The 15283-nt window shown below is 44.7% G+C and carries 15 protein-coding genes; 5 read left to right on the forward strand and 10 right to left on the reverse strand.

Annotation, left to right across the window (positions count from 1 at the left end):
* Positions 1–83 precede the first annotated feature (83 nt).
* The 3 genes from ACO1B7_RS11365 to ahcY all read right to left on the reverse strand — a co-directional run bounded on the left by ACO1B7_RS11365 (position 84) and on the right by ahcY (position 3273).
* Positions 84–794 carry a 16S rRNA (uracil(1498)-N(3))-methyltransferase gene (locus ACO1B7_RS11365; RefSeq protein WP_129716726.1) on the reverse strand — a complete coding sequence of 237 codons (711 nt, stop codon included), beginning with the start codon at positions 792–794 and terminating at the stop codon, positions 84–86.
* Between the two features lie 108 nt (positions 795–902).
* Positions 903–1739 (reverse strand): methylenetetrahydrofolate reductase [NAD(P)H], encoded by an 837-nt coding sequence (gene metF, locus ACO1B7_RS11370; RefSeq protein WP_129716724.1) that lies wholly within the window; start codon positions 1737–1739, stop codon positions 903–905.
* Between the two features lie 151 nt (positions 1740–1890).
* On the reverse strand, positions 1891–3273 hold the full coding sequence (gene ahcY / locus ACO1B7_RS11375; protein ID WP_071850654.1) for an adenosylhomocysteinase: 1383 nt from the start codon (positions 3271–3273) through the stop codon (positions 1891–1893).
* 229 nt (positions 3274–3502) lie between these two features.
* Between ahcY and ACO1B7_RS11380 the strand changes: the two genes are divergently transcribed.
* Positions 3503–4081, forward strand: coding sequence for a hypothetical protein (locus ACO1B7_RS11380; protein ID WP_337971647.1), 579 nt, complete (start codon positions 3503–3505; stop codon positions 4079–4081).
* A 36-nt stretch (positions 4082–4117) separates the two neighbouring features.
* Here ACO1B7_RS11380 and ACO1B7_RS11385 read toward each other — a convergent pair whose 3' ends face one another.
* The 6 genes from ACO1B7_RS11385 to radA form a co-directional block, all read right to left on the reverse strand.
* Positions 4118–4636, reverse strand: a complete 519-nt coding sequence (locus tag ACO1B7_RS11385) for a tetratricopeptide repeat protein (RefSeq protein WP_129716722.1) — start codon at positions 4634–4636, stop codon at positions 4118–4120.
* Between the two features lie 98 nt (positions 4637–4734).
* Positions 4735–5073: a DUF3325 domain-containing protein gene (locus tag ACO1B7_RS11390; protein ID WP_129716720.1), complete on the reverse strand. Its 339-nt coding sequence runs from the start codon at positions 5071–5073 to the stop codon at positions 4735–4737.
* Positions 5070–6803, reverse strand: coding sequence for a PepSY-associated TM helix domain-containing protein (locus ACO1B7_RS11395; RefSeq protein ID WP_423090215.1), 1734 nt, complete (start codon positions 6801–6803; stop codon positions 5070–5072). The genes ACO1B7_RS11390 and ACO1B7_RS11395 overlap by 4 nt, the downstream gene beginning before the upstream one ends.
* A 1-nt stretch (position 6804) precedes the next feature.
* On the reverse strand, positions 6805–7161 hold the full coding sequence (locus tag ACO1B7_RS11400; RefSeq protein WP_005106369.1) for a hypothetical protein: 357 nt from the start codon (positions 7159–7161) through the stop codon (positions 6805–6807).
* Positions 7162–7385: 224 nt separating this feature from the next.
* Complete coding sequence (locus ACO1B7_RS11405; protein WP_129716716.1) at positions 7386–8390, reverse strand: Tim44 domain-containing protein; 1005 nt, start codon at positions 8388–8390, stop codon at positions 7386–7388.
* 118 nt (positions 8391–8508) lie between these two features.
* Positions 8509–9900: a DNA repair protein RadA gene (gene radA, locus ACO1B7_RS11410; protein WP_129716714.1), complete on the reverse strand. Its 1392-nt coding sequence runs from the start codon at positions 9898–9900 to the stop codon at positions 8509–8511.
* Between the two features lie 174 nt (positions 9901–10074).
* Here radA and ACO1B7_RS11415 point away from each other — a divergent pair, with 174 nt between their 5' ends.
* On the forward strand, positions 10075–10479 hold the full coding sequence (locus ACO1B7_RS11415; RefSeq protein ID WP_071850648.1) for a hypothetical protein: 405 nt from the start codon (positions 10075–10077) through the stop codon (positions 10477–10479).
* Positions 10480–10575: 96 nt separating this feature from the next.
* Here the strand turns inward: ACO1B7_RS11415 and ACO1B7_RS11420 are convergent, their stop codons facing one another.
* A complete protein-coding gene (locus tag ACO1B7_RS11420) occupies positions 10576–11922 on the reverse strand; it encodes an alanine/glycine:cation symporter family protein (RefSeq protein WP_129716712.1) in 1347 nt (448 codons plus the stop codon).
* A gap of 319 nt (positions 11923–12241) precedes the next feature.
* Here ACO1B7_RS11420 and ACO1B7_RS11425 point away from each other — a divergent pair, with 319 nt between their 5' ends.
* From ACO1B7_RS11425 to lysA, 3 genes are all read left to right on the forward strand, one after another.
* Entirely contained in the window at positions 12242–13645 is a 1404-nt protein-coding gene (locus tag ACO1B7_RS11425) for an amino acid permease (protein ID WP_129716710.1), read from the forward strand.
* A 132-nt stretch (positions 13646–13777) separates the two neighbouring features.
* Positions 13778–14011, forward strand: a complete 234-nt coding sequence (gene lptM, locus ACO1B7_RS11430; RefSeq protein ID WP_129716745.1) for an LPS translocon maturation chaperone LptM — start codon at positions 13778–13780, stop codon at positions 14009–14011.
* A 24-nt stretch (positions 14012–14035) separates the two neighbouring features.
* Positions 14036–15280, forward strand: coding sequence for a diaminopimelate decarboxylase (gene lysA, locus ACO1B7_RS11435; protein ID WP_129716708.1), 1245 nt, complete (start codon positions 14036–14038; stop codon positions 15278–15280).
* Positions 15281–15283 lie beyond the last annotated feature (3 nt).

A 15283-nucleotide genomic window follows, 5' to 3' on the forward strand; every position in this document is an offset into this window, starting at 1 on the left:
ATTTATTATTCTTTAGTCGAGATTAGTTGTCTTAAAAATAAAAATCAACAAAATTAAAGACAAATTTTTACTCATCTGATGAACTAAAGCACGTAATTTAAAATTGATAGGGCAACCACAGGGGCTGTTTCGGTACGCAGTACACGTTCGCCGATACACCAGTTCAGAAAACCTTTCTGGTTTGCGGCGTTAATTTCTGCCTCACTCAGACCGCCTTCGGGGCCAATTAACAGGGCAAGATCCAAGGTCGCTTCTGCCAGTACATCGGCTTCATCTTTATTGGGTGCCAAAACCAGCTTGGTGTTAGGTAGCTCAGTATCCAGCCATTTTTCAAGTGACATGGGCGCTAAAATCTTGGGTACGATATTCAGACCACACTGTTCACAAGCTGCAATTGCAACCCCTTGCCAGTGGTCCAGTTTCTTTTGATCACGATCATACTTCAAGCGCATTTCACAGCGATCTGACGTCAGCAACTGAATTTCAGATACGCCTAGTTCGACCGCTTTCTGAATCGCATAATCCATACGATCACCTTTGCTCATCACCTGACCGAGCAAGGCCTGAAACTTGGGGGTACGATTGGCAGGATTAAATGCAGTGACCGAAACGGTGGCTGATTTTTTGGCTACCTCAGTCAGGGTCACCTCATATTCGCCACCCTGTCCATTGAACAATGTCGCGCTTTCACCCACTTGAGCACGCAATACCTTGACCCAATGATGAAAAACGGTTTCTGTTAACTCAACCGTAGTATCAACATTTAAGTCTGCTTCAATAAAAAAACGTGGCATGTCGGAATTACTCTCAGGTGGGACAAAACAAGACTGCATAGCTCTTTACACCCTTTGCATGTTTCTCCTCAAGGGAGAAAAAGGGTCAGATCAATGCAGTCTGAAAACTTATGCGAGACCTAGGTCTTTTACAAGTTGGCGGGTCGGATCAGTGGTGTTCATGGTGTAGAAGTGCAGACTTGGTGCACCACCTGCAAGCAGACGCTCACAGAATTTCACCACAACTTCATGACCAAAGGCTTTAATGCTGGCACTATCATCACCATAGGTGGCCAGTTGCTTGCGAATCCAGCGTGGAATCTCAGCACCGGTACCGTCAGCAAAACGAATCAGGTTGCTGGCATTGGTAATCGGCATGATCCCTGGCGCAACAGGAATATTGATTCCTGCTTTCTGTATGCGATCTACAAAGTAGAAATAGGCATCTGGATTGAAGAAGAACTGGGTTAAAGCGGCATTAGCACCCGCCTGAACTTTTTCAACAAAGTGCTGAATGTCTTTGTCAAAGCTTTCTGCTTGAGGATGCATTTCCGGATAAGCTGCCACTTCAATCTTGAAATGATCACCTGAATGTTCGCGGATAAAGCGAACCAGATCAGCTGCATAAGGTAATTCACCCAAACCGACCTGACCAGAAGGCAAGTCACCACGCAGGGCAACAATACGGTTAATGCCTTGAGATTTGTACAGGTCTAGAAGTTCTGCAATACGTGCTTTGTCATCACCAATACAAGACAGGTGAGGGGCAACAGGTGCACCTTTGCCATTAAAGTCATTGATGGTAGACAGGGTGCGTTCACGGGTCGAACCACCAGCACCATAGGTCACAGAAAAGAATTCTGGGTTTAACAGTTGTAACTCTTGATGTACAACCTTGAGTTTTTCCGCGCCTACATCAGTTTTGGTTGGGAAGAATTCAAATGAAATTGGAATCTGTTTAGACATGTTCAAATCCTTTTTTATAAATACTTTTTAATTAGTTTTACCTCTCCTAAATCCTCTCCTGGAAGGAGAGGACTTACCCTCGATGACATACATTTGGTAATGAATGTTCCCTCTCCCTATGGGAAAGGGTTAGGGAGAGGGTGGAGTTTAATTAGTATTTATAAGCATCCGCTTTAAACGGACCTTCAACTTGAACACCTAAGTAATCCGCTTGTTCTTGAGTTAGTTGAGTCAAGACACCACCGAAACCAGCAACCATCGCAGCAGCAACCTCTTCATCTAATTTCTTAGGAAGAAGCTCTACACGAATTTGTGCAGCTTTTTCAGATTCTGGAAGATCAGCAAATTTCTCAGCGAATAAATGCATTTGACCCAATACTTGGTTGGCAAATGAACCATCCATAATACGTGATGGGTGACCAGTCGCATTACCAAGGTTCACCAAACGGCCTTCAGAAAGAAGGATCAGGTAATCATTTTCATTTTCTGAACGATACACTTGGTGTACTTGAGGTTTAACTTCAACCCACTTGTAACCACGTAGGTAAGCTGTATCAATTTCAGTATCGAAGTGACCGATGTTACATACAACAGCGCCCGCTTTTAATGAATCAAGCATTGCTGAATCACAAACGTGGTAGTTACCCGTTGTAGTCACGATCAGGTCAGTGTTTTGAAGAAGATCAACATTGATATCTTCTTTCTTACCAGTTTGCACACCATTTTTGTATGGAGATACAACTTCGTAACCGTCCATGCATGCTTGCATAGCACAGATTGGATCAACTTCAGTTACACGTACAATCATGCCTTCTTGACGAAGGGATTGAGCAGAACCTTTACCTACGTCACCGTAACCGATTACCAGCGCACGACGGCCAGATAAAAGCATATCTGTACCACGTTTGATTGCATCATTTAGTGAGTGACGGCAACCGTATTTGTTGTCGTTTTTAGACTTGGTTACTGAATCATTTACGTTGATTGCAGGAACTTTTAAAGTGCCATCACGAAGCATTTCGTACAGACGTTGAACACCTGTCGTTGTTTCTTCAGTTACACCGTGAATTTTTGCAATCACTTCTGGGTATTTTTCGTGAACAAGTAGCGTTAAATCACCGCCATCGTCAAGAATCATGTTGGCATCCCAAGGTTTGCCATTTACATTGATTTGTTGTTCAAGACACCACATGTATTCTTCTTCAGTTTCGCCTTTCCAAGCAAATACAGGAATGCCCGCAGCAGCGATAGCAGCAGCAGCATGGTCTTGAGTCGAGAAGATGTTACATGAAGTCCAGCGAACTTCTGCGCCTAATTCAACCAGTGTTTCAATAAGAACAGCTGTTTGAATGGTCATGTGGATACAGCCGAGAATTTTCGCGCCTGCAAGTGGTTTTGCTGCCGAGTAGCGTTTACGCAGACCCATGAGGGCTGGCATTTCAGCTTCAGCAAGTTTGATTTCTTTACGGCCGTAATCAGCAAGTGAAATATCAGCAACTTTGTAATCTGTAAATGAAGCAGTAACCGCGTTCATCAGGATCTCCTAGGAAAAAATAGATTGGATCGTTCTGTTCGCGGATGCCGTTGTTGATCAGAACGAATGTCTGACCGATGGTCGAGCCTAGCGATTTTACATTTAGTGCCTGTAAAACGTCGCAGCATCCCTCGACTAGCGCCGTATTGTACTTGGATTTAAAGTGATAGCCAAGTTATATAAAATCCGATACAAATACATTGACTTAAAAATATACTAAGGAAGAAGAATGGATGACTTAGAGGAAATTACAAAATCCATCGATGTGCTGATCCAAGACAAACCACTGGATTTCCTTGGGCACTGTGAGCTAAAAACTGGGTGTAAATTATTGATCATAGATTTACTTATAAATTTTAATAGGTTGGAGGTTCATCTCAAGAGGCTCGTAACATATGTAGAAATACCTACATATAAGGATGAAGTGAGAACCTTACCTTTGTCACAGCTTATAAATGTGAAAGAATTACATAAGCATTTGAATGGTGAAATAATTTATTTATTGGGGAAAGTTGAGAGGAACTTATTTGTTAGAAATTTAATTGCTCATTCAATTCCTACACTAGTAAAGGATAAATATATCGTTTTCTTATCTCATGATATTAGTGAATTAAAAAAAATACGCACCAATGCGAAGAGGGAGGATTATAAATATGCAGAAACAGAGAGAACGAAAGCCTTATTAAAATCGAAAGAAAAAATAGATCATAGTAATTATAGTGTTATGAGGCTTAATGATTTGATTGGATTAAATGAGCTTTTAGATTATTTAATAAAGGAAATAGAATTTATTGTGAATCATATATGATAATAAAAAGCCCATCATCTGATGGGCTTTTTTTACTTATTTAGCTTCAGCAGCATCTGCTTTTTGAGTCCAGAACTCAGCCTGTTCTTCATTGCCATCTACGCCTAAACCATTGGCATAAATAAATGCAAGATCACGCATCGCTTGAACTTCGCCCCATTCCGCAGCCTGTTTTACCAAAGCAATCGATTTTTCGACGTCTTTTTCAATTACATCGCCACGACGGTAAAAACCTGCTAGCTCTAAAGTCGCAGCAGGGTGCTTCTCGATATTGGCCTTACTTAACCAGTAATAGGCTAACTCAAAGTGAGCTTTAGATTCTTCCGGATCTTCTTCTGCCAGTTCTTTGGCATAAACAGTATAACCTTCACCTAACCAGTACATCGCATCAACCAGTCCGCCGTTGGCAGCTTTCAATGCCCATTCTTCAGCCAGGATGATGTCATCATCATGCTCGCTTTGCATATACAGTTCAGCCAATTCAAATTGCGCTTCAGCATTGCCTGCTAAGGCAAGATTGGTCAGGGCAGCAGAGAGAGAAACACGCTGGGTCATATCAACATCTCAAAAATATTGTGGGTAGACTAAAAGGTTTAAAGAAAAAAAGCCAATCCGAAGATCAGCTTTTAAAAAGGTAGTGATGAATCAATCAACTAGATCAAGCAAATAATCCCTGAGATCGAGGCTATGAACACACAGAACATTACGATCACTTTAATTCTACTTGCCAGATAACTCAGGCTTGAAGCTACGACCAAGGCCGCAAAAGTTAAACTGCCGAGCCAATAACTGATCATGTTGCTGATCGTTCCAGCGAACAGGCACAGGATAAGTGCCAGAATCAATATTACCCAGCCAAGAATGCTGGCCAGTCTGGTTTTGGAAGCATCTAATTCTTGAGCAAAGATCTGTTTTTGATGTTTGGACATGGATGCGGCAAGCGCAAATAAACCGAGAGACGTCAAAGCCCAAATCAATAAGAAGAACATCATGCCTGATTCTCCTTGAGCATCACTTTGGATTTTTTAGAGGGTAAGCCTTTATGGTTTTTCACTTTTTTAAATGAAAACCAGAACAAGATCGCAAGCACCCACATCGCCAGATCAAAAGAAGCAATCATCCATTGAGCATTCAGGACGGTATTCCAGATCGCCTGACCTCCAGTCAGGAAATTAATGATTGGCAACAATGCGAATGCCACAGTTGCAAGCACGAGTAGCTCTAGCCAGGCTTGTCGATTGCTACGAATCATGGCGTAAACTAAGGTCAGCAACCAGACAATAAAGAAGCTACGAATCTCCCAGTTCAGACGCATGTCCATGTCTGCCGGAATAAAACGGTTGGCATAGAAATAGGCAGCACAGGCAATAGGTAAACCAATAATGGCAGCGATATTGGTGACTTCCACAAGACGATAACCAAAGGATTTATAGCCTTGCTTCTGTTGCTGCGGTGCACGTTTGACACACCATAGAATCAAGCCGGTTGCAATCATCAAGGTGCCGACCACACCTGACATGAACAATAACCAGCGTAAAGCCAGATCCACGCCACGTGCCTCATGCAATGTGGTGAATACATTATAAATACCATTGGCGACTGAAGGTATTTTCAGGGTGGTGTGATCCGGCTCTAAATCACCGGTTACGCCATTGAAAGCAAGGCTTGGATAAACATTGCGATAAGCTACGCTGACTCCGTTTAAGGCACGAAGCTCAATTTCAGCTTTTACGGTATTCGGCTGGATAACGGTTATCGTACCCACCGGATTATTTTTCCATTCTTTTTCGGCTGTTGCCAAGATCGGAGCCAGATCGGTTAACGCTGCAGGAGGTGCAGCTTGCATTTCATCACGAGAGCGGCGTCCTGCACCCCGTGCCGACATTTCACCACGCTCGCCACGATTTTCTCTCTCAGCTTGCGGTCGACGTTCTTTACTCTCACTATGGCTTTCACTGGATTCAGCCTGAATGCTGTTGTCCTGAATCAAGCTCTTGCGTTGATCTTGCAGAAATGCACCTCGATTTTCATAAATCTGGTTAACACCCCAAGGCATCAGGGTAAAGAGCAGCAGTAATAAGCCACTGAAAGTAATCATGATATGAAAGGGCAGGGCAAATACCGCAGTAGCATTATGCGCATCTAGCCAGGAACGCTGACCTTTGCCTGGACGGAAAGTGAAAAAGTCTTTGAAGATTTTTTTATGGGTAATTACACCGCTGATGATCGCTACCAGCATGAGCAGGGTCGCAATGCCGACAATCCAGCGTGCCCAGATTCTTGGCAAACCATACAATTCAAAATGAAAGCGGTATAGGAAGGAGCCACCACGTGTTTCACGCGCTTGCAAAACTTCACCCGTGGCGCTGTCAATCGTCACACGGGTACCGCCACGACGGGCACGCGGATCTTCGCCGGTACTACGAATAGTCAGGGTGGTGGTATTTTGGCGTGAGTTAGGAAGTTGGATCGCCCAGCTGCCAGCATCCGGATGATGCTGTTGCAGATAAGCTAATGCCACACGCGTCTGTTCGATCTGGGTCTTTTGCGGGACTGACTGATGAAATTCCGGTTTCATCCAGACGGTAATTTCGTTCTGGAAAAAGCTTAAGGTTCCGGTCAAGAAAATCGCATATAAAAGCCAGCCTAAAATCAGACTGGCCCAGGTATGCAACCACGACATCGACTGGCGTGGACCTTCGGGTTTTGCATCTACTCTCATCTCAATTTCCTAAAAGCTTATAGGCGATATAGAGTAAAACACCGGGAATCGCGATCCCGAGCGTAGCTTTGAGCGTCTTATTCACCATAAATACCCAGATAAATGCAGCAGCATTCAAGCTAAAGCCAATCAGGGTGGCGGACATGGCTGCACTGCTTCCACTGTCGATAAAAAGCTGGGCAATCACGATCGTTGCCAGTGTAGCCAGTAGATAACCGCCAGCACCCGCCAGAATAAAGCGATATAAAATCATCCCACGATAAGCCAGCATATTTGCTTTGACTTTATTTTTGCTTGATGGTTTCGGTGCAGTAACTGTTCCAGTCGCTATGGCTTGCATATTCGGACTATTCATCATCGAAAATTCTATTTACAAATTTATGAACTAATTAATGATAATGATAACAATTATTGTTTATATTTTAAATATGGGTTGCTGAACTATTTATATGAAAAATAAGTAAAACTGGAAGTTAGGTTAAAAAAGAGAGGGGGGAAGGGAATTAAAAAAGATCAAAATGTAAGGCTTGAAAATAAAAACAGCGGCTCGAAGGCCGCTGTCTAAACTTCATTTATTCACGATTAGTCTTGCTGAATACCTGCAACCACCCAGTCCTGATTTGAACCTGCTGGTTTGGTGAAATGCCAGATTTCTGCAAACGGTTGTGGCAAGCTGTTCAAGTCTTCGCTTACCGTACCGGTAAAGCGTACGCTGACAATATATTGGCCATTGTCTGTAGATGAATCGACGACCAAGGCATTTAGATTTGAAAACTCGGCAACATCCTGATCCTGATTGCTCATGATGTCGTTATACATCGACTGATAAAGATCAGGGGTCAAGTAACGCTGAATTTCAGAAATGTTGCTTGCTGTATTCATAGACTGGATATGGTTAAAACGCTGACGCGCTACACGCAAGAATGCTGCAGGTTCAGTGCCATCCGGTAACTGGCTACCACTTTGGGTATAAGCTGCACCAAAAGGCGCGTTATTTACCGGAGCAGAGCCGAACGGAGCATTATTGCTTGGTGTTTGACCACCCACATTCTGACCAAAAATATTGGTATTGTCACCACCGCGAGGTGCAGTCGGTGCCTGACCAAAAGGTGCTGTATTACCAGCACCACTATTTGGTGCATATGGGTTAGAAGCTACTTTTTTTTTTGCGCCCATCTTACGGAAAATGAAGAAGGCAACAGCAGCAGCAAGAAGGATCCAGATCCAGCCCGGAATACCACCTTTTTCCTCTTCTGCTTGAGCAGCCTGAGCTTCAGATGCTGCTACACTTTGATCATCCGCCAAGGCATTCGCAGCAACTGCACCAATCGCAGCACCGGCTACACCCGCGGCAACCATGCCGCCGACACCCGGACCAGATTTTTGCTGGGTTGCAGCACCGGCAACTGGCGCTTGTTGAGCAGGCGCAGCTTGACGAGGTTGTTGATAAGATTGAGTAGGTTGTGCAGAACGTTGCATGCCATGACTTTTACCGCCACCGGCACGTTTTGCTTCAGCTGCAAAAGGCGCAACCAATAAAACTGCTGTCAAGATACCTGTGATCAAACCGCGCTGTCGAACTTCCATTCATTTTTCCTATGAGAATAAAACCTATTTGTACAGTCTATTTATATAGGCTTTGTGTGGAATTTCAATCAAAAATCTGTATTTTTTTGCTCTTTATACCAAATAGGTCAGTTTACAGTTAGTTGAGTTCATCACTCAGCGTCATCGCCTCGCTTAACGCTTCATGTAAACGCGCGACTGCAATAATTTGCACGCCTTCAATGGATTTTTGCGGTGCATTGCCGCGAGGGACAATAATGTATTTAAAACCATGTTTAATCGCTTCTTTTAGGCGCTCCTGACCATTTGGCACAGGGCGAATCTCTCCAGACAGTCCGACTTCACCAAAAACTGCCAACTGTTGCGGTAAGGCTTTGCCACGAATGCTGGAAGCGCAGGCGAGAAGTACCGCCAGATCCGAACCAGTTTCGGTGATTTTCAAACCACCGACGATATTGACATAAACATCCTGACCAGAGGTTTGCACACCACCATGCCGATGCATGACTGCAAGGAGCATATTTAGACGGTTCTGATCCAAGCCAAGCGCTACACGTCTTGGTTGGCCATGTGCATCATCGACCAGCGCCTGTACTTCAACCAGGAGTGGGCGCGTACCTTCGCGGCTGATCATCACAATCGAGCCGGGAATGGCTTCATCATAACGGCTTAAAAAGATGGCCGAAGGGTTGGACACCTCGCGCAGACCTTTGTCGGTCATGCCGAACACGCCGAGTTCATTGACCGCACCAAAACGGTTTTTGACCGCTCGGATCATTCGGTAACGTGAATCCGACTGGCCTTCAAAATACAGCACACAGTCGACCATATGTTCCAGTACACGTGGGCCGGCCAGTGCGCCTTCTTTGGTTACATGACCGACCAGAAACAAAGACGTACCACTATTTTTGGCAAAACGGGTCAATAGGGCCGCTGATTCACGAATCTGTGAGACACCACCCGGGGCAGATTGCAGGGTTTCGGTATACAGGGTTTGGATTGAGTCCAAAATGGCCACTGCAGGACGTTGCTGGGCCAGTACTTCACAAATACGTTCGACACAGGTTTCTGCCATGACTTTGAGCTGGTCAGTTGGCAGATCCAGACGCTGGGCACGTAAAGCCACCTGAGATAAAGATTCCTCACCGGTCACATACAGGGCCGGATTTTTGGCAGATGCCATGTGCGTGGCTGTTTGTAGCAAGATGGTAGATTTACCAATTCCGGGATCACCGCCGATCAGGACCACCGAACCGGTCACCAGTCCGCCACCCAAGACCCGGTCAAATTCGCTGATACCCGTCGGCAGACGGGTTTCATGAGAGACTGAGACCTGATTTAAGGTAGTAATGCTAGACGCCTGGCCGGCGTATCCACCACCAATTTTTGGCTGGGCGCGATGCGTCACTGCCGGTGCAATGGTCACCTCAACCAGGCTGTTCCATTCCCCGCATTCAGAACACTGCCCCGACCATTTTGGATGATCGGCACCACACTGTTCACAACGATACACACTTTTTGCTTTAGCCATATTTGAAGATGAAGCGATTGAAATTGAGTGACAGCATAGCGGTGAATGCCATCGAAAACCAAGCCTTTCACCTGAAAAATCATGGTTTTTACGACAAGGTTTGTCGCTTTTATTTATGCTGATTTGAATACTGTGCGGTACCGCCGTCTATAATGCCTATCTTGTTATGCTGGAATGGAACAGATCTTGTCACAATTGCTGAAACATATTGATGCGATCGCACGTGAAAAAAACCGTGATGTGTTATTCGTGCATTTTGATCATTATGTACATCCAGATCGGGATGCAAACTCGGTTCGCCAGATGTTGATCGGCTGGCTAGAGCAACAGGGGATTGCCTATATGCCGTGTTTAGGTGTGGATCAAACCGTCCATAGTGAAATCTACCTAGGTGGTCTTTATCTGGATGTACCTTTTGATCTGCATCATAAAACCTATCAAAAACTGAGTGAGTATCTGGAAGATGAACAGGGCAATATGAAAATTAAAGGCATTCAGTTTTTTGTTTTATCTTTAGGACTGGCACTGGAGCTTGAATCTGAGTGGGACAAGCTGGCTTGTAGTGGTTTACGTTGCTAAATTTTCATGATGAAGAATGGAAAAGATGAAACAGAAAAAGCCACGATTAACGTGGCTTTTTACTATTTTGGCTTGAGTAGTTAAATAACTTGTCAATTAATAAAGTTCACCAGATTTACGTCTTGCAATGAAGTCTTTCGATTCTTTGGCAATGACCCCAGATAGCAATAATAATGCGATTAAGTTCGGCACCGCCATCAGGCCGTTAAAGGTATCGGCGAATAGCCAGACCAGATCCAGTGTTGCAATGCAGCCGATAAATACTGAGGCAATATAAATAATGCGATAGGGCAAAACGAATTTTTCGCCAAGTAAATAGCTGGTACATTTTTCGCCATAGTAGCTCCAGCCCAAAATGGTGGAATAAGCGAAGAAAATGATCCCGAAAGTCACCACCCAGCCGCCAATACCAGGTAGCAGCTTGTCGAATACACCGATGGTCAATACGGCACCGGTTTGATCTCCGAATGAATTACCGGCCATGATATAGCCCATTACCAGAACCATACCGGTAATTGAACAGACAATAATGGTATCAATGAAGGTACCGGTCATAGACACCAGACCTTGACGGGCTGGATGATCGGTTTTTGCCGCTGCAGCAGCAATCGGCGCAGAACCCATGCCGGCTTCGTTGGAGAATACACCACGTGCCACACCATAACGAATCGCCGCACCAATTGCACCGCCCACTGCGGCTTCTCCAGTAAAGGCATAGGTGAAGATGATTTTAAGCGCAGGAACGACCAGTTCGAGATTATTAAAAATGATAATTAATCCCCCTGCCACATAGCCTATAGCCATAATAGGAACAATCAGTGACGCTGCTCTGGAAATCGATTTAATCCCGCCCAAAATCACCAGTGCCGAAAAGGCAGTAATAATAATACCTGTCATCCAGGTTTCGATGCCCAGGCTGTTTTGCACTGCCAATGCTACGGTATTGGACTGTACGGAGCTGCCGATCCCAAAAGAAGCCAGTGCCCCGAACAAGGCAAAAATCAGCGCCAGCCATTTCCATTTCAGACCCCGCTCGATGTAGTACATCGGACCACCGGACATTTCACCTTTCTCATTTTTGACTCGGTATTTGACTGCCAGAACACCTTCGCCATATTTGGTCGCCATACCAAACAGGGCAGTCATCCACATCCAGAACACGGCGCCCGGACCACCGAGGACACAGGCAGTGGCTACGCCGGCAATGTTACCGGTACCAATCGTGGCAGAGAGTGCGGTCATCAATGAAGCGAATTGTGAAATGTCCCCTGAATGGTCAGGGTGCTTGCCAAAGACCTGTTTAAAAGCCAGTGGCAACATGCGGAACTGCCAGAACAATAAACGGAAGGTGAGGAATATCCCGGTACCGACAATCAGTACCAACATATAAGGGCCCCAGACCCAGCCGCTTAAAGTTTCCATTAAACTTTGTAAATTTTGCATAAAATTCTTCTTATTGATCCATGTCTGTGTAGTTCGAGGTATTGATTAAAAAGCAATTGCTATGCCAGATGCATTCATCCTAAATGCATAAATTGGCTGAATAGTGTTTTATTTTTTACACAGTTTTAAAAATTTGACAAGAAATTACTGGAATCTTTCAGGTCAAAAATAAAGCAAAAATGTAACTGGAGAGCGATATAAGAAAAATAAATTAACTTCTTCAATTAATCAGGAAATACAAATGATGCAAATTTTATTTTTGTATTCAGCATTTTTTACGTTAATTTGTCGCGAGTAAAACTCAAAGTTGTAATTAATAATGTCAGAAAAATATAACAATTCATCGGCAGAGCACGGTGAATTAAAGCGGAGTTTGTCCAATCGGCACCTACAGTTAATTGCCATTGGGGGCGCCATCGGAACCGGCCTGTTTATGGGTTCGGGTAAAACCATCAGTCTCGCAGGTCCTTCGATTCTGGTGATCTATATGATCATCGGTTTTATGGTCTTTCTGGTGATGCGTGCATTGGGGGAATTGTTACTTTCCAATTTGCAATATAAATCATTTATTGATTTTGCCACGGATCTGATCGGGCCTTGGGCCGGATACTTTGTCGGTTGGACCTACTGGTTGTGCTGGATCACCATCGGGATCGCAGATCTGTCAGCCATTATTTATTATCTGCAATTCTTCAATAATGGCTTGCCCTTTAGCCCTGAAGAAGGGGTGATGATCAGTGTTGCCGCGATTGTGTTTATCATGGGCTTGAATCTGGTCACGGTAAAACTGTTTGGTGAAATGGAATTCTGGTTTGCCCTGGTCAAAATTATCGCCATTGTGGTGCTGATTGCCGTTGGCCTGTGGATGGTGTTTACCGGCTTTACCAATGATGCCGGTACGGTCGCATCCTTTAGTCATATCTGGGAGCATGGCGGTTTGTTCCCGACGGGTGCCATGGGCTTCCTGGCCGGTTTCCAGATTGCAATCTTTGCCTTTGTCGGGGTAGAGCTGGTGGGTACTACCGCGGCTGAAACCAAAGATCCGGAAAAGAACCTGCCAAAAGCAGTGAACTCTATTCCGATTCGTATCATTATTTTCTATGTATTGGCACTGCTAATTGTGATGTCAGTGACACCATGGAACCAGATTGATCCGAATGTATCACCGTTTGTAAACCTGTTCAGTCAGGCTGGTATTGCAGCGGCTGCGATTATCATGAACCTGGTGGTATTGTCCTCAGTGATGTCATCGATGAACAGTGGCGTATTCTCGACCAGTCGTATGCTATTTGGCCTGTCGCGTGAAGAGCAGGCACCGGTTGCCTTTGGTCGCTTGAACCGTCGCGCAGTGCCTGCAAATGCGCTGTATTTCTCTGCGATATGTTTGTTGCTGGGTGCAGCACTTCAGTATTTTGTTCCGGATACCGTTCGGGCCTTTACCTTGGCAACGACTTTATCTACGATTCTGTTTATTTGTGTCTGGATCATCATTATCTGGAGCTATATCGTGTATTATAAAACACGTCCAGAACTGCATGCCAAATCGACCTTTAAGTTGCCAGGCGGTCTGGTAAGCTGTTGGATCGTGATTATTTTCTTCCTGAGCATGATCGTGGTCTTGGCGCTGGAAGACGACACCCGCCAGGCACTGATGGTCAGTCCGATCTGGTTTATCCTGCTAATCATTGGATATTTTGGTTTCTATAAACAGAAACGTAAATAAACCTTATCAATAAAAACGTCAGCGATCTGCTGGCGTTTTTTTTTGTCTAAAGATACTCTCTAGCGTTTAACGCTTGGGTCATGCCGAATGATCGCGTTATACTTCATCGAAACTATTACATTAGGTGGTCAGATGCGCCAAGTCATTTGCTACATCAGTATCTTAGCGACAGGTCTTGCTCTTGCAGGTTGTGGACAGTCAGGTGCTTTGCACTTGCCGAATGATCCGAATTACGACAAGCGTGCCAAATATCTGTTATACAAAAATACTGACACTGAGCCTAAAGCGTCCGATGAAGAACGCGAGGCACCTGTGCAACAACAGTTTGCTGCACCTACCGATTCAGACGTTAAAACCACACCATAACGCTTTCACAGAAAGGATACCTTCATGAGTTTCACCCGCATTAATGGGGTATTGCACGCTGAGCAATGTTCATTACAACAGCTCGCGGAGCAATTTGGCACACCACTCTATGTTTATTCTAAAGCCACTTTGGAAAAGCATTTTTTAGATATGGATCGTGCTTTTGATTTTATCGACCATCAAATTTGTTTTGCGGTAAAGTCCAACTCTAATCTTGCGGTATTGAATGTATTGGCCAAACAGGGTGCCGGTTTTGATATTGTGACCGGTGGTGAATTGGCGCGTGTGCTAAAAGCCGGTGGTGATGCATCGAAAATTGTATTTTCCGGTCTGGGTAAAACTGAAGCGGATATCAAAAAAGCGCTAGAAGTTGGGATTGCCTGCTTTAACGTCGAATCTTATGCCGAGCTGGATCGTATCCAGAAAGTTGCGGCTGAATTGAATGTCAAAGCGCCGATTTCATTGCGTGTGAATCCGGATGTCGATGCCAAAACCCATCCTTATATTTCAACCGGCTTAAAAGAAAATAAATTTGGTATTCCCTCTGATAGCGTGTTTGAAACTTATCAATATGCAGCGTCATTGCCAAATCTGGATGTGGTCGGGATTGACTGCCATATCGGTTCACAGCTGACTGAAACCCAGCCATTTGTGGATGCACTGGATCGTGTCATTGTGATGATCGACCAGTTAAAAGAGCTGGGGATTCACCTTAAACACATTGATATCGGTGGCGGTCTGGGCGTGACGTATAAAGATGAAACCCCGCCGTCGGTTGAAGAATATGCCAATGCGCTGCGTCCGGCTTTAGAAAAGTTGGGCTTGAAAGTGTATATGGAACCGGGACGTAGTATTTCTGCCAATGCAGGTGTGTTACTGACTAAAGTAGATCTATTAAAACCAACGAATCACCGTAATTTCGCGATCATTGATGCCGCGATGAATGACCTGATTCGCCCTGCGTTATATGAAGCATGGATGGACATTCAATCCGTCACACCTCGTACTGATGTTGAAACGAAAGAATGGGATGCCGTGGGTGCAATTTGTGAAACTGGTGATTTTCTGGGTAAAGAGCGTGAGCTTGCCATCAAGGAAAATGATGTACTGGCAGTGCTTGGCGCAGGTGCATACGGTTTTGTGATGAGTTCAAATTACAACAGCCGTGGACGTGCTGCTGAAGTAATGGTCGACGCTGACCAGGCACATTTGATTCGTGAACGTGAAACGATTGAATCACTCTGGGAACGTGAGCGTTTATTGCCTTAAGGA

The organism is Acinetobacter lwoffii (assembly GCF_049367455.1).
Lineage (GTDB): Bacteria > Pseudomonadota > Gammaproteobacteria > Pseudomonadales > Moraxellaceae > Acinetobacter > Acinetobacter lwoffii_W.